The organism is Psychroserpens algicola (genome assembly GCF_014526325.1).
In the GTDB taxonomy this organism is placed as follows: Bacteria; Bacteroidota; Bacteroidia; order Flavobacteriales; family Flavobacteriaceae; genus Psychroserpens; species Psychroserpens algicola.
Genome location: NZ_JACNMJ010000009.1, coordinates 53271 through 78150, shown reverse-complemented (window position 1 = coordinate 78150; position 24880 = coordinate 53271). Strand labels below are relative to the sequence as shown.

Here is a 24880-nt window from a genome sequence, read left to right as displayed (position 1 = left end):
TGTTTTAAGCTAATACTGTTTTTTTAACGACTTCGAAAGCTTCTTTTAAATCGGCTTTTAAGTCTTCGATATTTTCAATACCAACCGACAAGCGAATTAAGTCTTTAGTCACACCTGTAGTTTCCTGAGCTTCATCACTCAACTGCTGATGCGTTGTACTTGCCGGATGAATAATTAATGATTTGGTATCGCCAATATTAGCTAAAAGTGAAAATAGCTTAGTCGTATCGGCAATAGTTTTCGCCGATTCGTAGCCGCCTTCAACACCAAAGGTCACGATACCACTTTGTCCGTTTGGTAAATATTTTTCAGCCAAAGCTTTGTATTTACTGGTTTCTAATCCAGGATAATTGACCCAATTGACTTCAGGTTGTTCTTGCAACCATTGGGCTAATTCGAGGGCATTTTCACTATGCTTTTTGATGCGTAATTCTAAGGTTTCAAGCCCTTGAATAATTTGAAAGGCATTAAACGGACTCAAAGCTCCGCCATAATCACGAAGACCTTCAATTCTAATTTTTGCAATAAACGCGGCATCTCCAATAACTTCACTGTAAACTAAACCATGATAGCCAGCTGAAGGCTCAGTAAACTCTGGAAATTTACCGTTGGTCCAGTCAAACGTACCTGCGTCAACGATGATTCCGCCAAGAGACGTTCCGTTACCATTGATATATTTGGTTAACGAATGAATAACAATGTTAGCGCCATAATCAATTGGATTCAGCAAATATGGTGTTGCTACAGTATTATCAACAATAAAAGGCACTTTATGAGCTTTGGCCTGACTAGCAATAGCTTCGATATCTAATACATCTAATTTTGGATTACCAAGGGATTCTACGAAAAAAGCTCTGGTATTTTCCTGAGTCGCTTTTTCGAAATTTTCAGGGTTAGATGGGTCTACAAAAGTTGTTGTAATCCCATGTCTTGGTAAGGTTACACTTAATAAATTATAGGTTCCACCATACAAACTATTAGAAGCTACAATATGATCACCAGCTTTTAAAAGCGTTAATAATGTGGTTGAAATTGCTGCAGTTCCTGAAGCTGTAGCAACGGCTGCAATTCCACCTTCGAGAGCGGCAATACGCTGTTCTAGAATATCATTGGTCGGATTATTTAAACGCGTATAAATAAATCCTGGAACCGATAAATTAAAACGCCCAGCGGCATCATCTGAATCATCAAAAACGTAAGCCGTAGATTGATAAATTGGAACCGCTCGTGTTCCTCCTGTTTGATTAACATCGTGTCCTGCGTGCAACGCTTTTGTTGCGAATTTTTGTGTACTCATTTTTCTAAGTTTTTGAGTTAAATACTAATTAAAACAAAAGCCAAATAAGCCTCATGAGAAGCGTACTTAATAGAAAAATGTTAAAAAGAAAACCGTAAATTACAGAAGAGTAATTACGTTTGAGTTATCTATCCGATTACACGATAAATGAATCGTGCTTTCAAGTAGAATTTAGCACCTTCTTAATAAATTTAAGGGTTGCTAAGGTTTCAGCGAGTCTAATCTCTCCACCTTTCTTGATAACATTTCAGTAAGTTATTGAACTTTGTGAGCACAAATATTGCAACATAAATTTCAATAATCCAAATCAAACCGAAAATTTTTCTAAATAATTAACATAATCGCAATAAAACAGAAATATTTTCTATAATTATGATTTTGAAGGCTTTTTTATTCTAAAAATTAGATACTTGTTATTAATCTCATTTTTAGCAGGTGTAAGTGACAAAAGTCTTATTTGTAAAACATTCTTTTCTAGTTTCAATAATATCTGTACTTTTGTTGCCGATTAAAGAGGAAAAATTTGTTCTGATTGCAACCTCATAAAAAAATGCTAAAGCAGTTAGTTTTCAACTTCTCTAGCGACTGAGCAATCTCAATTAATTTTTCTATAACTAATAAAAATTTAAAGGGATTTATGGCATATTTATTTACTTCGGAAAGTGTTTCTGAAGGACATCCAGATAAAGTAGCAGATCAAATTAGTGACGCATTAATAGATAATTTTTTAGCCTTTGACCGCGAGTCAAAAGTGGCTTGTGAAACTTTGGTCACAACAGGTCAAGTTGTATTGGCTGGTGAAGTAAAATCGAACACCTATTTAGATGTTCAAAAAATCGCCAGAGACACCATTAATAAAATTGGTTACACCAAAAGTGCTTATATGTTTGATGGCAACTCTTGTGGTGTATTTTCGGCCATTCATGAGCAATCTGAAGACATCAATCGTGGCGTTGACAGAGCCAGTAAAGAAGAACAAGGTGCTGGTGACCAAGGAATGATGTTTGGTTATGCCACTCGTGAAACCGATAACTACATGCCTTTGGCTTTAGATTTATCGCACCGTATTTTAAGAGAGCTTGCCGACTTAAGACGTGAAAATAAAGACATTACTTATTTACGTCCCGATTCTAAAAGTCAGGTAACCATTGAATACAGTGACGATAATGTGCCGCAACGTATTGATGCTATTGTGGTGTCGACGCAGCATGACGAGTTTGGAGATGATGACACTATGCTGGCTAAGATTAGAAAAGATATTGTTGAGATTTTAATTCCAAGAGTTGTAGCTAAATTACCAGAGCACATTCAAGTTTTATTTAATGATGATATCACTTATCATATCAATCCGACTGGTAAATTTGTGATTGGCGGACCTCATGGTGACACTGGCTTAACAGGACGAAAAATTATAGTCGATACTTACGGAGGAAAAGGTGCACATGGTGGTGGTGCGTTTTCAGGTAAAGATCCAAGTAAAGTAGACAGAAGTGCTGCCTATGCGACGCGTCATATTGCAAAAAATATGGTTGCTGCAGGTGTTTGTGATGAAATTTTAGTACAGGTAAGTTATGCTATTGGTGTGGTAAAACCGACCTCTATTTTTGTAGACACTTATGGCACTTGTCCGTTTAATATTACCGATGGTGAGATTGCTGAAAAAATAGCACAACTATTTGATATGCGACCAGCTGCCATTGAAGAACGTTTAAAATTACGTCAGCCTATGTATAGCGAAACTGCGGCTTACGGACATATGGGACGCGATAGTGAAACCGTTACCAAAACTTTTGAGCAACCTAATGGCGATCCAGTTACTCTTGATGTTGAGTTATTTACCTGGGAGAAATTAGATTATGTAGATAAAGTAAAAGCTGCTTTTGAAATAGCATAGTTTTAAGATTATAAAATAAAAAAGCCATCTTTAACAAGATGGCTTTTTTATTTGCGTTAAGGATTGAAAGGTTTGTTTGAGCTCCTCAAAGAGAGCGAGCCTTGAAAGCCTGCCAACCGTTGCTAAAGCGATGGTTGGAACGCCCAACTTCTATAAGGTATAAATCACTCTGAAGGTCACAAACCTAGGTTGTATAAAGGTTTCGGAGTTAAAGACAGAAATATTACTCGAACTGTTACTCACATTAGAATCGATATCTAATAAGTTTGACGCCTTGACTTCGTATTCCCACTTGGCATCTTTATCTTTTCTATAGGCCAAACTCGCATCCCAGGTTTGGAACGACTGCGACGGCATGACACCATCATCTTGATTGGTATAGGTGTAATCGGTTCTAAAGGTGACTGATTTCCATAAATAAGCATCAAATTCGATAGAAGGCGAATTGGTCACAAATTTTGTTGAAGACGTCCCTTGATCGTTGTTAGAAACCGAATAAGTATATCGTAAACGTACGTTTGGTGCTTCTCTAAAATTAGTACGCAATTCTGGTGAGTAGCGCTGTGTAAAACTCTCGCTTACGGTACGTATTCCTTGTACAAATTGATTACGCTTAGCATATGAAAAATTAACACCTAATCGCGCTCTTATCTTTTTAAATGTACGCTCAACACGTCCGAAAACACTCGCAGATTCGTCTGCAAAATTAGAGTTGAAATAGGAGCTTGTTCGTATGACATTATCAAAATTTGTTAAACTTCTGATTTGATCAATATTTTTACTGTAATTAGCAAATGCAAATACGTTAGTATAGTTAAACAGGTTAAAACTGAAATATCTTAAACTCAAATTGTGAGATAATGAATTTTGCAATTCTGGATTACCATAACTGATATTATTGTAGCTGTTTAGCACTAAACCTTCGGCAAGACTCGTCACATCTGTAAAGGCATTAGTCATGTTGTAACGGAAGGTTAAACTTTCACTCTTTTTAAACTGAATGAGGGTTTCAAATTCTGGTAAGGCTCTAAAGAAGTTGTCTTTATATTCTGTTCCAAATTGTGTGTTTTTGTTTCCGTAGGAGTGTAATGAAAATCCTGGAGTGATAGTAAACTTTCCTGTTTTAACTCTATAACGAAATCCTAAATACACATCACTAAAATTGTATTCTGTATCATTTTCGTTGGCAAGTAGGTTTCCATCGTCATCGGTTAAGGTCGCCACAGGATCAAAAAATGAACCGTCATCTAAAAACTGAAAGATATTAGAGTTAAATTTTTGATTACTTAGAATTGTTCCTAAGGTGAGATTGATATTACTCTTATTATTTAAGATGTAGTAATAATCTAATTTGGCATCTAATTGATTGGATTTGATTCGTCTATCCTGATTGAGATTGTAGCCAAACTGGTCTCTATCAAACCCTAAAGCTGAAGCTGTATTATCAAAAGCGTCTTGATCCTGAGGATCGTCTTCATTATTTGTTGGATCGTTTGCTAATAAGGCATTGTAAAATGGATCTTCATCTTTAATTAAATGTTGTGCTTCTAGAGCAAAAATATTTTTATCATTTAAGGTATAGTAATAGTTAAGATTTTGATTGACACTAAATGGCGTAACTTCGTCTAACTGATTGGTGCTTCCAACAACTGAAGACACTAAATCTTGTCGTTCGGAATCTTTGGAAAGCCGTCCCAGCAAATCATAATTTAACTGATTATTAGCATTGGGTTTATACGATGCACTTAGCTTTGCAATTCCCTGATTTGAAGCTTCTCGCCCAGTTTGAACGGTTTCTTCATCAGGAATTCCCAGATTAGGATCAATATATCTAACAAAGCTCTCTTCGCGTGTTCTTAGTCGACTACTGTTGTAAATTAAAAATCCGCTAAGGTCTAAAGCTTTATTTGGAGAATAACTAAAATTAGCAGCACCAAGTTTTGTTTCGATCTCCTGGGCATTTCCTAAATTAGTTAAACCTCCCAAGCCGTTATCGCCTAAATTGATACTGGTTCCACTACTTTGACTTGGTAATCTAAATCCGCCACCAAAGTTTCTAATATCACGATTGGTCAAAGCCACTTCGCCAATATTATTCATATCACCAATAACATTCACGCTGTATTTAGGGCTGTAGTAAAAGAGTTTAGGTTGTACTAAATATAATTCTTTATCTGGAGCGGTTCCTGCACCAGCAGTAATGTCGCCAAACCAGAAATTTTCCTTTCCTTCTTTTAATTTGATATTAATGGCTACATTATCCTGATTGTTTTGAACACCACTTAATTGTCCGACTTCAGAATAATTACGTAACACCTGAATTTTATCAACGGCATTCGACGGAATATTTTTTGTTGCTAGTTTAGAATCGCCATCAAAAAAATCTTTCCCGTTGACCATCAATTTATTGACGACTTTTCCTTCAACTTCTATTTGTCCGTCATCATTAATTTCGACGCCAGGTAATTTTTTCAGGACATCTTCGAGTTTTCGTTCGGAGCCATCTTTAAAAGAATCGGCATTGTAAACCAGCGTATCGCCTTTAATGGTCACAGGCATTTCGTAGGTTAATTCGACTGCTGCTAATGCATTATCATTTTGAAGTGTATAATCCTTTGAAATATTTTCTTCTTTGGTAGAAATCTCTTCAGAAAGTGTTTTCATACCAATGTAACTCACTTGAACGGTATAGGTTTTATTTTTTTCTAAATCGAGTTTAAAACGTCCTTGGTCGTTGGTAATGGCATAGGAAGCCATCGCTTTAGTTTCTTTATTAATGGCTATAACATTTGCCAATTCTAAAGGCGCTCCAATACTGTCTTTAACGACACCTTGAACTGTGATTTGAGCACTAGCTATGCTCGTTACAAGCAGTAACGCTAGTAAATAAATATTTTTCATTTGGATTGGGTTTTGTTTCAATATTGCTTTTCGTTTTGAAAAACTGAAACTTTAATTGTTGATTATGTTTTAATTTCGGCGACCACCTCTGCCGCTACCACGTCCGCCATACATTTCTCGCATTTCTTCGATTTTGTCTTTCATGATTTGATTGTATTCATCACGAGTAACCACTTCTCCTTTTTCTGGTTTTTCGATGGTTTCTTTGTCTTGCGGATTCATTATAATTTTAGTGCATAACATCACTGTTTTATCGGCTTGAACTTCTAAAATTAAACCTGGTAATCCATGATAATCGGCAGGTCCAGCACTAACAGGAATTTGTGGTGTATACCATGCCGTTACGATAACAAACTTAGGAACTTCTACGTCGTCAAAAATATTGGTAGATGTTGATTTTGTTGAATCGGCAGTAGTTTCTCCCTCCTTTTTTTCGTCATCTTTTTTATTGTCATTATCTCGTCCGCCACGTCTACGCATTCTCATAAAGTCCATTTCATCAACAGGCTTTGTTGTTGTAGCCTTAAAGCAGGTGTATTGTCCGATTTGCTTGGTTTCATTTTCTAGTTTCCATTCCAGTTTTGGAAGTGAATCTCTTACCAAAAATGATTTCCCGAAAAACTCTTGTTCTTGTAAGATCACATTTTCTTTGATGTTTTTGTATTGTGGTCCACCTGTAAAACTACTCATCATACCTCTCCAACGACCACCTCCAGCACCAGGAGCATCGAGTTTTTCTTCTTCTTTATAAGTTGATTCGCTACGATTAAAGTTAAGTATGTATGTTTTTTCTAACATACTCTTCATTCGCTCTGCAATTTGCTTTTTTTGCTGGTCGCTCATTTGCCCTCCACCAAAATTACTCATATCCAGAGTGGTTTTGGTTTGGTAAATAGCCTGACCTTGAAAATCTTGTGCAATAAGGTTTAGTGATACAAGCAACATGAATAGAATGCTACTTATTTTGATGGTTACATGTTTCATTCGGTTTTGAAGTCTAAATCGTTATAAAGTTAAAATTAACTCTTTCTATGCTATAATAGACTTTAAAACCATTAAATAGTTAAATCTTAAAAGGTTAAAATTTTCTTAAAGTACGACTTATATTAGCCTCCAATTCTAATCTCAATATTTTCACCATCTCTATCTCTACCATTGGATTTGAAACGCTCTTCCATTTCTTTTAGCTTTTTCTCCATGATTTTATCATAAGCGTCCTGAGTGAGTTCCTTCCCCTTACTAGGCTCAACAATGTTTGATGCATTTTTAGGATTGATTACAATTTTACTACAAATAACCGTTTCGCTACCATCATTCACTTCTAATATCAACCCAGGCAAACCATGATAATTTCCTGGCCCAGCACTTACAGGAATTTGAGGTGTATACCAAGCAGTGATTGTTATTTCCTTCATTTCTGGTTCTTTATCTGCAGTACTCAAATCCTTATCTCCATTGATACTAATACCACTTTCAACAACTTCAACTTCTCGTGTTGTTGTAGCTTTAAAGCAGGTATAATCTCCAATATTTTTGGTTTCCGAAGCTAAAGTCCATTCAATAGCTTTTAAATCATCTTTAATTAAAAACAGCTTACTAAAGGATTCATTTTGATTGGTGTATCGCTTTTCCTGAATGTTTTTATAAAGCACATCAGATCCTCCGCTTGACACCATAACTACTTCCATTCCCTGAGGTTGTGGTGCCGATAATGCTTCGTCTTCCTTGTAAACAGATTCCTCTTTATTAAACGTTAGTATATAAGTTTTCTCAAACTGCTTTTTAAGCATCTCCATCATTTGTTCGGCCATTCCTGATGCCATTTGCGTGCTATCTAATTTGATATCTACTTTACGTTTAGATTTATATGTGGCTACACCTTGAAATTCTTGCGCATTTACTTTTGTTACACATAAAAGTGTTGATACGATTATTAATTTGACTAGTAGTTTCATCTGTTTTAAATTTATTTATTGTTGTAATATTTGATTGCCGCCTTTCTAATTTTCTTTACACTTTTTAAAAACCCTTTTATGTCTTTAGTGTTTCCGTTAACGCGATATGACACTGTACTTTTTGCTCCGTTTGACATGACATCGCCATTACACGTAATTTCAAATGACACGTCTTCGTTATCTGCGACTTCATTTAAAATGGTTTTGATGTCTTTCATATTAAATGTAGAGGCAACATCTTCAGCAGAATCAACAGATACAGAGACGTTCAAATTTCTTATTTTAGTGTCTTGTGTTGTAAAATTAGCTTCAATGTTATTCGTTTGACTAAAACCAAGTGTTGTAATTAGAAGTCCGATAATTGTAATAACTGTTTTCATGTTTTTTGATATAATGATTAATACTTCACAAATTTAATAATCACTGTTTCGCTTTTTAGTTAACCAGTGTTAACGTGTGTTAACCGATTAGTTTTTAAGGGTTTTAACATTTACTTTTGACTTATGAACGATTCGAAATATAGTTATATCCTATATGTGATTATTATAGTTATTATATCCACTATAGGTATTCAAGCTTACTGGAATTACAAAAACTATCTCACTAGCAAACAACAAGTCATTAATGATGTACAGGTAAGTTTAGATAAAGCTGTAGATGATTATTATGCCAATCTCGCAGAAAATAGCACCATAGGATTTAGTATTAAAGAGATGTCTCAAAAGGATTTTTTGAGCACAGGACGATTTGATAGCATCTTAAAATCTATTGAATCTAATGATACGGATGGCTTTGGAAGTATTGACTCTATACCTACAAATCTTATGGAAGGTATTTCAATAGTTAAAGGCGTAAAAGCTGATTCTATTTTAGAGGAGATGCACCTGAAAAGTCAGATACATTTTAGTAATGAGCAACATCCGCAGCTTAAAAGTATTGAAATAGATTCATTTTCGACCTATTCAAAAAAAGAAGGTGTTATAGATTTATCTGAAAAAGATTTTAAATTCTTAACCTCTAAAGTCATTATTTCAATGACGACCGATTCATTGTCATTACATGGTCTCGATACACTTTTGCAATCTGAATTCCGACGAAAAGACATCAATATCGATTATACCATTAAATATCTTGATCCTTCAAACGATATTGACTATTACAATACTCATGAAAAAAATATTGAAGTATTAGATCCAAAAACCTACGCCAACCATTTGGTGACAACATCTAAGTCAACTTTTTTACCTAAGCACAGTGAACTCAGTCTTTTGTTTAGCAATGTCTCTAGCGACATTTTTAAACGCATCATTTGGGGCATTCTAATTTCTTCACTATTAGTACTTGCCGTCATTAGCTGCCTTTTTTATTTATTAAGTATTATTAAACACCAAAAACAACTCGCTGAAGTAAAAAACGACCTCATCAGTAATATCACACATGAGTTTAAAACACCTATAGCAACTATTGGCGTGGCATTAGAAAGCATTCAAAATTTTAATGCAATTGAAGACAGAGCCAAAACCAAAACCTATTTAGATATGTCTCAGGATCAATTATCTAAATTAAATACTATGGTAGAAAAGCTTTTAGAAACCGCAACATTAGATACTGATAATCTGAAGCTCAATATTGACAATTATAATATTTCAGATGTAATAACAAACATGACTACAAAATTTAAACTACAGCATTCTAACAAGACCATTACGACTCGTATAGCGCCAGATGTTTTTGCCAATGTTGACATCTTTCATTTTGAAAACGCTATAAATAATATCATTGATAATGCGTATAAGTATGGTGGTGATACTATACAAGTGTCGCTTAAGTCTAGTAAATCTCAAATTGATATCGCTATAACTGACAACGGAACCTCCTTATCAAACGCCAATAAAGATCAAATTTTTGAGAAGTTTTATCGGGTTCCAAAAGGAAACACGCATGATGTGAAAGGTTATGGTATTGGTTTATATTATGCTAAAACTATTATTGAAAAACACAATGGCTCTATCGGTTTAGATCTAAAAAACAAACTAACAACTTTTAATATTTCGCTACCAAATGTCTAAGACTACCATTTTACTTGCTGAAGACGAACCTGCATTAGGGCAAATTATTAAAGAAAGTTTGGAGACCCGAGACTTTACTATACTACTCTGCGATAATGGTGATACTGCGCTACAAACATTTCAAAAAGAAACCCCTGAATTATTGGTACTTGATGTCATGATGCCTAAAAAAGACGGATTTACTTTAGCCAAAGATATCAGAGCGATTGACGACACAGTTCCCATCATATTTTTGACGGCAAAATCTCAAACCAAAGATGTTGTTGAAGGATTTTCAGTTGGCGGAAACGACTACCTCAAGAAGCCTTTTAGCATGGAAGAACTCATTGTCAGGATTAATAATTTACTCAATCGCAGTCGCGTTCAGAAAACAGCCGATGTGATTCAAATTGGGGCTTACACTTTTGATTTCCCTAGGCAATTGTTACATTTTGAAGACAACACTCAGCAACTCACACACAGAGAATCGCATTTATTATTTCATTTGGTAAAAAACAAAAATCAGGTTTTAGATCGTTCACTTATTTTGAATAAACTCTGGGGAAATGACGACTTTTTCTCAGCTCGTAGCATGGACGTTTTTATCACTAAACTTCGTAAAAAACTAAACAAAGATACTTCGGTGCAAATCATTAATGTGCGCGGTTATGGCTACAAACTCATAAGTTAATTAGATTTTATTGATTAAAACTAGAGCGCCTCTGTACTTTTTTACATATCATGATATAAGTGAATGAAATTATAACCCTCAACGAAATATCGCTAAGGTGTTTTTATTTTATATAGATTGGTTCAATTTTTGTACTTTTCGATTTCATCATCCGTTCTATTGCATATATGACATCTATTAGAAGTTTCATTTTATTAGTTACAACTCTCAGCTTTGCACAAACACAAATTGAGCTCACTGCTGTTGACTCTACTGCAATCCAAGCCGATCAAATCATTGCTATAGATAATTTTGAAACTGTTTACTATACCTACAATACTGCATTGTATAAAAAACCAAAAGATCAACCCACTATAAATTACAGCAACGTACAGTTGGGTGTACCGACATCGGTTAATGCTTTCAATCCTTTAAAAATTAATTTGTTTTATCAGGACTTTAATACCATCATCATCCTGGATAATCGCCTTGCAGAAATTTTCAAAGTCGATTTCAACACCAAACACCCTTATAAAAACATATCGCATGTTTCTACGGGTTACGACAATACCATCTGGATTTTCAATCAAGACCTTCAGCAGTTAGAGCTGTATGATTATAAAAACGATAAGATTAGAGCAACAACAGTACCTGTACAATCTAATGTTCTGGATTTAAAAAGTGATTACAATTATTGCTGGATGCTCACCGAAAAATATGTATACCAGTATACATACTTTGGAAGTTTAATATCAAAAATTGAAAACAAAGGCTACACAGCATTAGCAACACATAATGAAAATATCATTTTAAAAGCAGACACATCTCTGTTCTTCAAATCGAAAAAAAGCCAAGATATCCTTCCTTTAAATACGCCTAAATTGTTAATAAATCAGTTTTTACTAACCAATGAAACCTTGTATATTTACGATTCTAAAAAACTTCATAAATACCAACTAAAAATCAATTAAATATGCACGTTGCTGTCGCAGGAAATATTGGTGCTGGAAAAACCACACTCACAAAGTTACTCGCTAAACACTTCAGATGGGAACCTCAACTTGAAGATGTTGTAGACAACCCTTATCTAGATGATTTTTATAACCAAATGGAACGCTGGAGTTTTAATTTGCAAGTCTATTTTTTAAATAGCAGATTTCGTCAAGTATCACAAATTCGTCAAAGTGGGAAAGATATTATTCAAGACCGAACCATTTATGAAGATGCTCATATTTTTGCACCTAACCTTCATGCCATGGGTTTAATGACCAATCGCGATTTTGAAAATTACAGGTCCCTTTTTGACCTCATGGAAAGTTTTGTTGAAGGTCCCGATTTATTGATTTACCTACGCAGTTCTATTCCTAATCTGGTTTCTCAAATTCACAAAAGAGGCCGCGACTATGAAAACTCTATAAGCATCGACTATCTGAGTCGCTTAAACGAGCGCTATGAAGCCTGGATTCATGGATACAACAAAGGTAATTTATTAATTATTGATGTAGATAATTTAGATTTTGTAGCCAATCCCGAAGACCTTGGTGGTATCATCAATAAAATTGATGCTCAAATTAACGGTTTATTCTAAAATATTGATGGCGTTACCAAGACCTGCTGCTGGCACGTCTTAGTCAGGCTCTCGGCAGTCGCTTCCTAACACACCTGTTAGGAGAGCTCCAACAAAGCCTCCATCCTTAACGCAAAACTTGCTATTTTATAAATCCATTTTGCCTTGCATGATCTATAGCTTGCGCACTACTTTCAACCAATAATACGGGTGTTTGATTATAGTCTTCAAAAAGAGATTTCACACGAAGCATTTTCTTTTTGTGCTTTACACTTCTCAAATAAATAGCAGCAACCTGAGATGGAAACTCATGAGCTACCTGAATATAAATATCGGCATCATGTTCGCCACTATCACCAATTAAAATAAATTTCAGTTTAGGATACGTCTTTAAAATATTGATGATCTCTATGTGCTTCTGTGGTAAATCACCTGCTTTCTTTTTAAAAATATCCTTAAAACTTCGTAATAAAATAGGACCTTTAGGAAACTTATTCTGCTTTAAAAAAAATTCGAGATATCGGTATAAATTCCATGGGCTATGACTTACGTAAAAAATCGGATTTGCATTTTTTCCCGAAACACCGCGATGTAATTGATGATAAAACTCGGCAGCACCTTCTAAAGGTATACGGCTTTCGGCACTTTTAAATATACTATTGAGTAATACTTTCCATTTAAGCGTAGACACCACTCCTGTATGAATAATGGTATCGTCAATGTCACTAATGACACCAAAATCGGAATGAGGACTCGGAATTAATAATTCTCCTGGAAAACGATTGGCATTTTTAATTTCCCTTTTAATGTTTACATCATTATAAGCGACTTCAAAATTAAGCCAGCCTTCTTCATTTGCCAGATCACTTAATCCGTTAATTTGCTCATCAATCTTAAAGTAGCCATGATCATCTGTAAATGTTTTTAAGATGGTTTTATTAGGAAGAGAAATTTTGAGCTCGGTATGTTTAATTTCATCGGTTTCAAATCGTTTCCACGAATTAATAAATAAACCAAATAAGCCCTTTTGTTCCAGATTAATAGTTTCATCTTCTAAAGCTCGTCCTCGCATATAAAAGTGCGTATCTGTTCCGTAACTTTGAAATGTAATTACTTGTAAAGAATCTTTTTTGAACACTAATAGATTGTATTAGAGGTTCAAGATACTAAAATCATAAAAATTATAGACTTATTAATTACTGTAATTAAGATCAGCCACTATAAGTCCCTCTATATCAGACTTAATTTCCGAAAGACGAGTCATAAACAATCGATGTTGTACTTTTAAATCTTCAAGATTCCTATTAAGTTTTTCTTGTTTTGAGTCATCTGAATTTAACTTACACATTGCCAAATCACGCTCTATATGACCAACATTATGATCCAGCATGTAAATTTTACTAACGACAGTTTTAAACTGTGATGTAAAATTTAAAATCTGATCTTGAAGTTCAGGCAGTTCAGCAGCTAAACATTTTAAGTGTCGCTCAAAATTTATATTCACAGGTGAATGTGCACAGCCTAATCGCAGTTTTCGATCTTTCATCGGACATAAATTAACACGATCAAAAATTATAGTATCATCTTGTTTCCTATACATCGGATTGTTGCTCAAGTCGGTAAGCACACGTTCATGATGCATATTACATTTGACAACCTGAAAATCTTGTAGTGTTTTTAAAAGTTGCTGTACAGTATTTGAATCCTCCATTTGATTCATAAAATTATGGGAATTAAACAAAATACAACTAGGTAAAAACACCTGATTATAACACAAAAAAGCCACGATGTTCGTGGCTTTTTTTATATGTTATAGGTCAAATATCTATTGTTTAATCAATCTCTTGATAATAGAATCACCAGTATCTACCGTTATATTTACAAAATAAACACCAGAAGAAAGTTCGTTTAAATCTAGTTGGATACTAGAATCAATGCCATCTACGACCTGTCTGGAAATGATTTTTCCACTCATATCCAACACAGTTATACTTTTAAGCGATTGTGTTCCACTGTAATCAATTGTAACTGGTCCATGACTAGGATTTGGATACAAAGCCACATTCTTATCAGTAATAGCGCTTTCATCAACACCTAAGGTCGTTAAATCTGATTGGTACATCCCGTTTCCATGTGTACCCACAAGTAGAATATTATCAGATGGTCTATATACTAAACTACTCACCACAGCTAAACCTATTTCATTCGGACTCTCTAATTGCCAATCGGTTGTTGTTGGATCTTGACTAGCATATAAACCTCTAGCTGTACCTACAAAATAACCTACTTGACCATTAACCTCAGCGATAGCTGCAGACCTGATAGAATAAGTCGCTAAGTTGCGTTCTACTAAATCCCATGTTGGAGATGCACTTGTAGCATTAGAAGTAATAAAAATATTATCAATACCATAGTTAGAATATACAACCATAGCAATATCTGGATTTGTTGGATGTATTGCAACACCACTTACAAGAGAACCACTAAATACCGTTGCTCCTGATGGTGTAATATTTACAGCTGAAGCAAGAGTTGTATTACGAGGATCATCAAGTCTAAATACACCACCATTTTGACCTCCAATAAGTGTATAACTCGCTGAAGAATATGTGCCTCTTGTAGACGCCATGCTTCTGATATTTTCATTAGTACTTAAAGAACCAATATCTTCCCAGGTTAAAAATTGGTCAGCAGTTGGTGCATCAAGATTTCTATATAAGTCATTACCATTAACGTAGTATAATGTATTCGTTTCGACATCTAAATAAAAATAGGTAATAAATATACTTTTATTACCATTTCCTGTAGTAGCAGAGGGTCTAATGTCTGAAAAACCACCATTAACGAGAGAAAATAACGGACCATTTTGAGTTCCAAGATATAATTGTACATCATTAAAGTTAACTCCTGTTCCTGTACGACCAACAGAAACAGCAACACCATCACCTCCAAAAACGGATATCATATCTGTACTGCCACTTACACCTGTGATTCCTGCTGCGCCTCCAGCTGTTGTTCCATTATCCTGTGCACCACCAATAACTAAGTCAGATCCAGATTGAGGATCCATAGCAACGTGATAATATTGATAAGTCTGGTAATTATTATTTAAGTTCGTCCAACCCACTGTAGGTACTGTAACATCTGCACTATGTACGCCGCCATCTGTACCTGAATACATCAAATTGCTATTAAACGGACTAAATACAAGGTCATGAATATCTGGGTGATGTGTGTCTCCACCTCCTAAATTATACAAACCATAGCTAGAGTTACTTACATAACCACCTATACGATCAAAGGTCGTATCGGTTATAATATTATTAATACGATAGATATTGGTTCCGCCGATAACAACAAAATTTTGATCATCAGGTTTTACGGAGACTTCTAAATCATAACCTCCCTGAATAGCAAAAGGGTCATTTCCCGCTAAATCTCCACCTGGCTCGTCAGGCAACTTACTAGAAAAATCAGTCCATGTATCAGACCCTAAATCATACCTCCATAAATCGGCTTCAATACCACCACTACCATTGCTCATTAGCGCATAAACAATATTCGGATTTGAAGGTGCGATACCCAATACTATTCGTCCATTAGAAAACCATCCAGCTGGAGAGGAGTTTTGAGCAATATTTACATAACTTCCATTACCAGTATCTGAGGTATACACACCATTAAGCAATCCATTTCCTGGAAATGCCGCAAAAACTCTACCTGTACTTGTCACTTTAACATCAGTATATCCATTTCCGTTTGTATTTTGAAGTTCTACAGTAAAATTAGAACCATCATATCTCAAAAGCGTACGATAAGCAGCAACAAACAAATCACCATTAACTGGGCTTACAGCTAAAGAATGGATGATATCAAACTCACCCTCAAACGTTTCGTATGGTGTATTGGTTTGAGGTATTTGTTCCCATGTAAGACCACTGTCTATTGAGCGCCATATACCTTGTCCGTAATAAAACGCGCCAAATGTACTGGCACTGTTTCCTGAGTTTTCACCAGTTCCATAGTACCAAATATTTTGAAAGCCTGGTCTTGGATCTTGAGCTATAGCAGTCACATTATGAATTTCGTCATTTGATGACACCTTTACCCATGAAGCACCACCATCAACACTTCTAAAAAGTCCGCTACTCACACCACCAGCTAACATTGTATTTCCCGATGTATCACTAATATCTATTGCCACAGATCGTGTTCTTCCTCCTAAATTTGTTGGCCCTCTGGAGACATAAGCACTTGAAAAGCTTCTGGCTTGAAAATTCAGCTCTTGCTTTAGTTGAAGCGCTAAGTTTAATTCACTCTCCTTTTCATCAAGAGGAATCAAACCTGTGTATGGATTTTTTTGCATATCATATTCAAATTGAATACGATCTTCAATAGCCTCCATTTTTTCAGACATAGTCTTTTTACTGGTTTTTTCTTTTTTCATATCAGAAAGTGTACGGACTTGTTTTTCATTAGTCGCTGTTTCTGAAGTCAAAGGAATAAAGTAAATTAATAGTGCAGCCGATAACAGACCAAGTAATAGCAATTTTCGTTTCATAATACTTAATTTTTATTTTTCATTTACTAAAATACCACATTAACATGCTATATCGAAATAAACGAGTCATTTAAGTGTATAAAAAAAAGTCATGAGATCCATTATTTAGGAGTCGCATGACTTTTTTAATTTATATTATAACGGAGTTATTCTTTAATAACCTCCATTTTTTTTATCACCTTTTTAGCGTCACCTTGCACTTTAGTCGTAGACGCTTCAAAAGCTTTCAATTTTGCTTCAATTTCAGCTTCTGTACCAGAAAATGTTTCTTCCTTTGTAACTTCCACTCCGTTTTCAAGCGTAGTATAAGTTATTGTAGCTTCAGCTATATCATTGGTAATGGTAATGTTTTGCTCCACTGTTTCAAAATCACTATCAGCAAGACCAGTTTCCGTAGCATGTCCACCTAAAATCGGCGCAATAACTAATCCAATAAGACAAGTTAATTTGATTAAGATATTCATTGAAGGACCAGACGTGTCTTTAAACGGATCACCAACAGTATCACCAGTTACAGCAGCTTTATGCGCATCTGAACCTTTATAAGTCATCTCTCCGTTAATCTCTACACCGGCTTCAAAAGATTTTTTAGCGTTGTCCCAAGCTCCACCAGCATTATTTTGGAAGATAGCCCATAACACTCCTGAAACGGTAACACCAGCCATATAACCACCTAACATTTCGGCAATAGCTAAATGATTCATTCCAAATAGCATTGGTATGAAAGCAATAATTAAAGGAAAACCAATAGTTAATAAACCTGGTAACATCATTTCTTTTAATGATGCCTTAGTAGAAATTGCAACACATTTATCATATTCAGGTTTCCCTGTACCTTCCATAATCCCAGGTATATCTCTAAACTGACGACGTACCTCTTGTACCATTTCCATAGCAGCTTTACCTACAGCGTTCATTGCTAATGCAGAGAATACTACTGGTACCATTCCACCAACAAACAGCATTGCTAATACAGGTGCTTTAAAGATGTTAATTCCGTCAATTCCAGTAAAGGTTACGTAAGCAGCAAATAAAGCTAATGAAGTCAATGCTGCAGATGCAATAGCAAACCCTTTTCCGGTTGCAGCAGTTGTATTTCCTACAGAATCTAAGATATCTGTACGCTCTCTAACGATTGGTTCTTGTTCGCTCATTTCAGCAATACCACCAGCATTATCAGAAATTGGACCAAAAGCATCAATCGCTAATTGCATAGCTGTTGTCGCCATCATAGCAGAAGCCGCTAAGGCCACACCATAGAAACCTGCAAAAGCATAAGATGCCCAAATTGCTCCAGCAAATAATAATACTGAAGGGAATGTAGAAATCATACCAGTTGCTAAACCAGCAATAATATTTGTTCCAGCACCAGTAGATGATTGTTGTACAATTTTTAAAATTGGGCTTTTACCTAAACCGGTATAATATTCTGTCACAGAAGATATCACTGCGCCTACAAATAAACCAACTAAGGTTGCGTAAAATACACGCATGCTTGAAATTTCCTGTAAGCCTTCTCCGAAAAATTCCATTTTCATTGTATCAGGAAGCATGTACATACATAATCCGAAACAAGACGCTGCTACTAAAATAATAGAGGTCCAGTTTCCAACATTTAAAGCGCCCATTACCTGAGCTTCTTTAGCGTCATTATTTTTAATTTTCACCAACATGGTTCCGATGATAGAAATAATAATTCCTGCACCAGCAATTGCCATAGGCAATAAGATTGGACCAATTCCACCGAATAAATCGTCGATTGCTCCACCCATATCTTTAATCACATAGTTACCAAGAACCATAGCCGCTAAAACGGTAGCCACATACGATCCAAATAAATCGGCACCCATACCTGCAACATCACCTACGTTATCACCAACGTTATCTGCGATGGTAGCAGGATTACGAGGATCATCTTCAGGGATACCTGCTTCAACTTTACCAACTAAATCGGCTCCAACATCTGCAGCTTTGGTATAGATTCCTCCACCAACACGAGCAAACAAAGCAATAGACTCAGCGCCTAAAGAGAATCCAGCTAATGTTTCTAATACGATGGTCATGTCCATTGTATTTGTCCATGCTCCACCCATAAAAAAGTGAAAGAAGAATATAAAAAATGCCGTTAACCCTAATACTGCTAATCCAGCAACACCTAGTCCCATTACGGTTCCACCTCCAAAAGAGATTTTAAGAGCATTTGGTAGGCTTGTACGAGCTGCTTGAGTTGTACGTACATTCGTTTTGGTTGCAATTTTCATTCCTATGTTTCCTGCAAAGGCAGAAAAAATAGCTCCAAAAATAAATGCGATTACGATTAACCAATGTGTTGTAGGGACTACGACAGACACTATTGCTAATAGAATAGCTACGATTACCACAAAAACTGCAAGTAATCTGTATTCAGCATTTAGAAATGCCAAGGCACCTTCGTAGATATGATCTGAAATTTCTTTCATTTTACCATCTCCTGCGTCTTGTTTCATAACCCATGATTTTTTAATAATCATGTAAATTAATCCTAATAACGCCAAAGCTATTGGCATGTAAATCATCAGTGATTCCATATTTTTTATTGTATTTGATTTGTTAATTAGCTGGGCAAAAGTAGTGAAAAGCATTAAAACTAAAAAACCCTTCACGTTTAATACGGAAGGGTTTTAATTTATAATCAACTAAATAGCTATATCGTGAAGTCACCATTGGTTTTATGCTCACTGTTTTCATAACGATCGATACACTTGTTTAGAATATCGTAAGCTTCCTCTGCATTTCCCCATCCACCAACATCAACTTTCTTTTTTTCTAAGTCTTTATAGACCTGAAAGAAATGTGTAATTTCTTTTTTTCTATGCGGATTTAAATCTCCAATATCGTTGTATGAATTCCAAATAGGATCAGTAACCGGAACGCAAATTAGTTTTTCATCTGGTCCTTTTTCATCTGCCATATGAAATACTCCTATAGGCTTCACTTCCATAACACACATTGGAAAAGTTGGCTCTGTTCCCATAACCAATACGTCTAATGGATCTCCATCTAAAGCTAAGGTTTCTGGGATAAAACCATAGTCTCCAGGATACATCATTGACGAAAATAACATACGATCAAAGCGTATCTTATTTAATTCAAAATCGTATTCGTATTTATTACGGCTTCCTTTAGGGATTTCGATTAGTACATCAAATGTTAATTTTCCAGTTGCAGTCATATTTTTTATAATCTTAATTTCGGGCTGCAAAGATAATGTATTGTTTGAGTCTGGCAATTAAAATGTGTTATGTTTCGTTTAAATTTTTCAAGTTTATTATATTCACAATCTCATTCTATAAATCACCAATTTGATGTACAAACACCTTTTAATCATTAGCTTAATTTTATCGTCAATTTATGCAACCTCCCAAGAAAAGTTTAAGATTTTTCGAGAAAATGAAACGTCTAAACATGAGCTTGGCATAAAGCCGTTTTATTTTGTTCATCATACTTTTGCAGATTCATTTTTTATGACTGACCTCTACAAACAATTAACTTATGATGACATGACAAGCATACTAACAGAGGTTTACAACGGTGTTACTGAAAAAGACAAAGTAAATGTAGAGTTTCATATCGATAAGCCTTCAGACGCCAGGATAGCTTATTTTTTTAATGAGCATGACACTAATGGAAAACAGTTTATAATGTTAACCAACTTTGACAACTCTACTCGAAGATTTGCATCAAATCCTGACCCTAAAAATCAATTAGCGCGATGGTACTTTATCAAAGATGACAAAATGGTTTACAGAAAGGATAAATACACAAAAGAAGAGGAAGCCAACAAAATGAAAGGTGAGACTTTTAAAATTATAGATTATTATATGTTTGATGATAATTTTGATAATGACAAAAAAGTCAAACCACTTATTGATAATTTATTATCATCTCCCAATGAAAGTAATTTAAATAAAATGTATGGGTATTTGTATTTAAGTGAGTATTATCTATTAAACAATGATTTTGAAAATGCTGAAAAAGCATTATTAAAATTATCTAATGTATTCGAGAAATCAAGCGACATACCCAGAGGCTATGCTTTAATCGTTGATATGGCTAGAACAGAATATGAAATCTTAAAACGATTTTAGTGAAAATGGAACAAACTCAACTCTATTAAATAACACTTTAAATTGGCAATATTCACCAATAGTATCTTAACTTTAAGATACGCTACTTAATTATGAGTCTAATATTTGAATTTTTGGGGTTTAAAAACTAAACCCAAAACTGCCGGTTACTCCAAACGGTCTTGCATCAGGATTATTTAGATAGTTCCCTCTAAAGTTAAAATCTATACGTAGAATTTTAAAAATATTTCCCACACCAAAACTATATTCATAATACATCTCATCATTAGGTGCAACTAAAGGTGTTTCAACAGGATTCCCAGTAGTGTTTAATGCAATATTTTCACGAGACAAATCTCCCCAAACACCTCGTACTCCAACTATAGCTCTTAAATTATACTTTTTCAAAAATGGAATACGTGAAAAGATGCGTCCGTTAAAGTTATGTTCAAGGTGTAAAGACGTGTACGTGTCCGTAACAAATTCGTAAAAATCGAGTTGAGGAAATGTATTATAAATTGAAAAATACGATTGATTTCCCGGAACCACACTTAACAAAGCTAATGGTACCTCTCCAAAAGTTTTTCCTGCTTCAATAGTCGTTGTTAAGCGTCCGAAACCTCCAACCTGCCATGGCTGGATATAAGAAAACTGAACTTTAGTATAATCAAAATCGCTATTAAACACATTTTTATCACCTCTGGTTATTTGCGCAAATAAGCTCGCAAAACCATCGTTTGCTGTACGGCGTTCGACACCAAAGCCTGTCATTTTTCGTTTTGGATAGTAGGATAATGATAGAGCTGTTTCAAATTGCTTTACTTCGGAAGCTATACCTGTTGGTGAACTTGGGTCATTATAATCCAGACTAAAGGTTGGCGATGCCGATTCTAAAGTTTTATAGGTTCCGCTGGTTCTGATTACAAAATTCTTAGAAGGCTCTATTTCAAAAGCCATGGTCGTTAAATTAATGGTAGTTAACTTGTCATTAGTCGCCGTACCAACAACAGCAGAAGAAGCCAAACTTCTTCCCAGAACATCAGTAGAAGCTGTCAAATTAGCGCCTATTTGTTCTACATCTCTCCTGTTTCCACCAGAAATGATAATCCGTCGTTTTTTGTCAACTAACCATTTTCCGGAAATTCCATATTTAAACTTGTCGTCTCTAAACCCATAAGCCAAAAACCCTTCAACGCGCCATAAATCGTTTGGCCCAAAGTAGGTTCGACCACCAGTTCTTAATCGTAAACCTTCAACTTCATTGGCTCCAAACGTAGAAAATATTGGACCATAATCGAAATTTATACTTGGGAATTCAATATAACCTGAAGCCAGAATACTTCCTATATTATATAAGCGTTTAAATTTTTTAACGGTCTTAAGCGTGTCTAACATTTTATAGACACCACGTTCATCTTTATTGAGCGATTCCATCCGGTTTTGAGCCCAAAATTCGTCATCCCGATTGTAAGCATCTTCATTATAATTGTATACCTCAACATCATAAAACTTTTCAGTCTTAGGAATATCGAATTCATAATTATCATACAAGGTTGTTCGCTTTCCGTAAACACCACGAGATTTCTCCTTTTTATTAAGTGCAAAGTCAGACAGCATATAATCCCTCTTAATCAGAAATACAGAATCGTTTAAAACTTCAAACTCTTGTTCTATATAGATTTCTTTTACCCAGTTGATATTAGCACTTTTAGACGCCTGAAGATTGATGTCTTTTATGGCATAGGTCGAATCATTTACCCAAAAGTCGCCTTTAAAAGTCAATTCATTTTTTCGCCTTGGATAGTATACAATATTATAACACCATTTATTATCTATAAACGCACTATCAGAAAGTACGTAATTATACGTTTGAACTCCTGTTCGTGATAACGGACTCACAAAACTCTTGTCAAAAAACTTTAAATAGTTATCATAAATATCAAAATCGGCATAAAGGTCATCAACAAAATCGATGATAACCTGATTATTACTAAATCCTGAGTTTTTATTTCCTTTAAGATCCTCTTTTTCTTTCTTCAGTCTATTATCACCATACACTTTACTCACAGCTTCATTGAGAAAAATTGGCAAATAGGTTTTACCTGTAACACTTGAGGTATCGACTTCTTCAAAAACAAACTCCATGCCTCTAAACAACTTACTTTTTATAAGCGCGCTATCAATCGTATTTAAATCAAATTCAACTTTTTCGTACTTGTCATACTCGTACTGCTTAAACTGTCTTAACCCATTTTGTCGTTTACGTTCCCATATTTTCTTAAGAATTCTAATGGCTGGATTTTCAGAAGCTTTTTTAGATTGTTTTCCTGTAACAATTACAACCTCATCTAATGCTCCCGTTTCCTCTTTTAAAATAAATTTTAAATCGTAGTTGACTTTTTTTTCGAGTTTAATTTCTTGAAGTTCATAACCCAAAAATGAAACGATTAAAGTTTCCCAAGTATTATCAGATTCTAAATAGAAACGGCCATCTTCATTAGTAATGGTACCTTCTGTAGACCCTTTAAATAAGATATTTGCAAAGGCGACAGGTTCGTTTGACTCATCAAATACATAACCGCTGACTTTAGTTTGCGCGAATGCAAATGAAATTCCGAAGAACAAAAATAAAATGAGGAGCTTTTTTTTCATTAACATAGATATTCGCAATTTACTATTATTTAAAATTAGTTCTTAGACAATTGAAATAGTAGTTGCTAGAACACACCAAAATGGCTTTATATGTAAAAACTTCATCAACAATCATGCTAATGAAGTTTTGATAACGCAAAAAAATGCGAAATATTTATTTATACATTACTTTTTTTACCGCTTTGATGACCTCATCTTTATTTGGTAACCATTGCTCTAATAAAACAGGCGAGTAAGGTGCAGGTGTATCTGCAGTATTAATTTTTATAATTGGAGCATCTAAGTAATCAAATGCTTCAGATTGTACTAAATATGTGATTTCAGTAGACACATTTCCGAATGGCCATGCTTCTTCCAATATAATGAGTCGGTTGGTTTTTTTAACCGATTCTAAAATCGCTTTTCTATCCATCGGACGTACCGTACGCAAATCGATTATCTCACAAGAAATACCTTCTTTTTCTAATTCGTCGGCTGCTTTATAAGCTTCTTTTATGATTTTCCCGAAAGATACAATAGTGACATCAGTACCTTCTCTTTTAATTTCAGCTACACCTAAAGGAATCGTATATTCTCCTTCAGGGACTTCACCTTTATCACCATACATTTGTTCACTTTCCATAAAAATTACTGGATCGTCATCGCGTATTGCCGATTTTAAAAGACCTTTAGCATCGTAAGGATTTGAAGGCACAACTACTTTTAAACCAGGTGTATTGGCAAACCAGCTTTCAAAAGCCTGTGAGTGTGTTGCTGCAAGTTGACCAGCAGAAGCTGTTGGTCCACGAAATACAATCGGACATTTAAACTGACCACCAGACATCTGTCTGATTTTAGCTGCATTATTTATAATTTGATCAATACCAACAAGAGAAAAGTTGAAGGTCATGTATTCTACTATAGGACGATTTCCAGTCATTGTAGAGCCAATAGCAATACCAGCAAAACCTAACTCAGCAATTGGTGTATCAATGACACGTTTATCACCAAACTCGTCTAACATTCCTTTAGAAGCTTTGTATGCTCCATTATATTCAGCAACTTCCTCACCCATTAAATAAATGCTTTCATCTCTGCGCATTTCTTCACTCATGGCTTCACAAATCGCTTCTCTAAATTGAATTGTCTTCATGTATCAGTTTTTTTAACGAATAGCAAAAGTAATAATTATTGCTCATAAAATACCATAAAATTAAGGTCGAAAAAAGGATACAAAGTATACACTAGCT

The 24880-nt window shown here is 34.9% G+C and carries 18 protein-coding genes and 1 riboswitch; of the genes, 6 read left to right on the top strand and 12 right to left on the bottom strand.

Features of this window, described 5'->3' with window-relative positions; genetic code table 11:
• Window positions 1-4: 4 nt before the first annotated feature.
• A complete protein-coding gene (locus H7350_RS16050; RefSeq protein WP_204346940.1) occupies window positions 5-1297 on the bottom strand; it encodes an O-acetylhomoserine aminocarboxypropyltransferase/cysteine synthase family protein in 1293 nt (430 codons plus the stop codon).
• A gap of 121 nt (window positions 1298-1418) precedes the next feature.
• Window positions 1419-1543: riboswitch (SAM riboswitch) on the bottom strand.
• A 391-nt stretch (window positions 1544-1934) separates the two neighbouring features.
• On the opposite strand from H7350_RS16050, the gene metK reads away from it, so the two are divergent.
• On the top strand, window positions 1935-3191 hold the full coding sequence (gene metK, locus H7350_RS16045) for a methionine adenosyltransferase (protein WP_204346939.1): 1257 nt from the start codon (window positions 1935-1937) through the stop codon (window positions 3189-3191).
• A gap of 150 nt (window positions 3192-3341) precedes the next feature.
• Here the strand turns inward: metK and H7350_RS16040 are convergent, their stop codons facing one another.
• From H7350_RS16040 to H7350_RS16025, 4 genes are all read right to left on the bottom strand, one after another.
• Complete coding sequence (locus H7350_RS16040) at window positions 3342-6092, bottom strand: carboxypeptidase regulatory-like domain-containing protein (RefSeq protein WP_204346938.1); 2751 nt, start codon at window positions 6090-6092, stop codon at window positions 3342-3344.
• A gap of 69 nt (window positions 6093-6161) precedes the next feature.
• Window positions 6162-7076, bottom strand: coding sequence for a GLPGLI family protein (locus tag H7350_RS16035; protein WP_204346937.1), 915 nt, complete (start codon window positions 7074-7076; stop codon window positions 6162-6164).
• A gap of 122 nt (window positions 7077-7198) precedes the next feature.
• A complete protein-coding gene (locus H7350_RS16030; protein WP_204346936.1) occupies window positions 7199-8047 on the bottom strand; it encodes a GLPGLI family protein in 849 nt (282 codons plus the stop codon).
• Between the two features lie 11 nt (window positions 8048-8058).
• Window positions 8059-8427: a hypothetical protein gene (locus tag H7350_RS16025; RefSeq protein WP_204346935.1), complete on the bottom strand. Its 369-nt coding sequence runs from the start codon at window positions 8425-8427 to the stop codon at window positions 8059-8061.
• A 123-nt stretch (window positions 8428-8550) separates the two neighbouring features.
• Here H7350_RS16025 and H7350_RS16020 point away from each other — a divergent pair, with 123 nt between their 5' ends.
• From H7350_RS16020 to H7350_RS16005, 4 genes are all read left to right on the top strand, one after another.
• Window positions 8551-10116, top strand: coding sequence for a sensor histidine kinase (locus tag H7350_RS16020; protein WP_204346934.1), 1566 nt, complete (start codon window positions 8551-8553; stop codon window positions 10114-10116).
• Entirely contained in the window at window positions 10109-10786 is a 678-nt protein-coding gene (locus H7350_RS16015) for a response regulator transcription factor (protein ID WP_204346933.1), read from the top strand. The genes H7350_RS16020 and H7350_RS16015 overlap by 8 nt, the downstream gene beginning before the upstream one ends.
• A gap of 167 nt (window positions 10787-10953) precedes the next feature.
• A complete protein-coding gene (locus H7350_RS16010) occupies window positions 10954-11736 on the top strand; it encodes a hypothetical protein (RefSeq protein WP_204346932.1) in 783 nt (260 codons plus the stop codon).
• 2 nt (window positions 11737-11738) lie between these two features.
• Entirely contained in the window at window positions 11739-12353 is a 615-nt protein-coding gene (locus H7350_RS16005; RefSeq protein WP_204346931.1) for a deoxynucleoside kinase, read from the top strand.
• Window positions 12354-12474: 121 nt separating this feature from the next.
• Here the strand turns inward: H7350_RS16005 and H7350_RS16000 are convergent, their stop codons facing one another.
• From H7350_RS16000 to H7350_RS15980, 5 genes are all read right to left on the bottom strand, one after another.
• On the bottom strand, window positions 12475-13470 hold the full coding sequence (locus tag H7350_RS16000) for an App1 family protein (RefSeq protein ID WP_338105785.1): 996 nt from the start codon (window positions 13468-13470) through the stop codon (window positions 12475-12477).
• A 54-nt stretch (window positions 13471-13524) separates the two neighbouring features.
• Window positions 13525-14043 carry a hypothetical protein gene (locus H7350_RS15995; RefSeq protein WP_204346930.1) on the bottom strand — a complete coding sequence of 173 codons (519 nt, stop codon included), beginning with the start codon at window positions 14041-14043 and terminating at the stop codon, window positions 13525-13527.
• A 114-nt stretch (window positions 14044-14157) separates the two neighbouring features.
• On the bottom strand, window positions 14158-16893 hold the full coding sequence (locus tag H7350_RS15990) for a T9SS type A sorting domain-containing protein (RefSeq protein ID WP_204346929.1): 2736 nt from the start codon (window positions 16891-16893) through the stop codon (window positions 14158-14160).
• A 146-nt stretch (window positions 16894-17039) separates the two neighbouring features.
• Entirely contained in the window at window positions 17040-19460 is a 2421-nt protein-coding gene (locus tag H7350_RS15985) for a sodium-translocating pyrophosphatase (protein ID WP_204346928.1), read from the bottom strand.
• A gap of 116 nt (window positions 19461-19576) precedes the next feature.
• Complete coding sequence (locus tag H7350_RS15980) at window positions 19577-20104, bottom strand: inorganic diphosphatase (RefSeq protein WP_204346927.1); 528 nt, start codon at window positions 20102-20104, stop codon at window positions 19577-19579.
• 292 nt (window positions 20105-20396) lie between these two features.
• On the opposite strand from H7350_RS15980, the gene H7350_RS15975 reads away from it, so the two are divergent.
• Window positions 20397-21020 (top strand): hypothetical protein, encoded by a 624-nt coding sequence (locus H7350_RS15975; protein ID WP_204346926.1) that lies wholly within the window; start codon window positions 20397-20399, stop codon window positions 21018-21020.
• Window positions 21021-21140: 120 nt separating this feature from the next.
• On the opposite strand, the gene H7350_RS15970 is transcribed toward H7350_RS15975, so the two are convergent.
• Both H7350_RS15970 and H7350_RS15965 read right to left on the bottom strand, forming a co-directional pair.
• A complete protein-coding gene (locus H7350_RS15970; protein WP_204346925.1) occupies window positions 21141-23651 on the bottom strand; it encodes a DUF5686 and carboxypeptidase-like regulatory domain-containing protein in 2511 nt (836 codons plus the stop codon).
• A gap of 154 nt (window positions 23652-23805) precedes the next feature.
• Window positions 23806-24783 carry a pyruvate dehydrogenase complex E1 component subunit beta gene (locus H7350_RS15965; RefSeq protein ID WP_204346924.1) on the bottom strand — a complete coding sequence of 326 codons (978 nt, stop codon included), beginning with the start codon at window positions 24781-24783 and terminating at the stop codon, window positions 23806-23808.
• Window positions 24784-24880 lie beyond the last annotated feature (97 nt).